The sequence below is a fragment of the Streptomyces sp. SID5464 genome (assembly GCF_009862985.1).
Taxonomy (GTDB): Bacteria; Actinomycetota; Actinomycetes; order Streptomycetales; family Streptomycetaceae; genus Streptomyces; species Streptomyces chartreusis_D.
In genome coordinates this window covers 1-220 of record NZ_WWIQ01000024.1, presented here as the reverse complement: position 1 = coordinate 220, position 220 = coordinate 1, and the positions used below count along the sequence as shown (strand labels likewise).

Here is a 220-nt window from a genome sequence, read left to right as displayed (position 1 = left end):
ACCGCACCGCCCGCTCGGTCAAGCGCCACATGGGTGACGCGCACTGGCGCTTCCCCGACCACGGCGACATCGACGGCACCCGCTACCGGGCGCAGGAGCTGTCCGCGCGGGTGCTCCAGAAACTGAAGCGGGACGCCGAGTCCTACCTCGGCGAGGACGTCACGGACGCGGTGATCACCGTCCCGGCGTACTTCGACGACCACCAGCGGCAGGCCACCAA

General features: G+C 70.5%; 1 protein-coding gene. It reads left to right on the top strand.

Annotated elements, in window-relative coordinates:
• Positions 1-220: Hsp70 family protein (locus tag GTY47_RS18555; RefSeq protein ID WP_010049186.1), on the top strand; the 220-nt coding region annotated here is incomplete at both ends.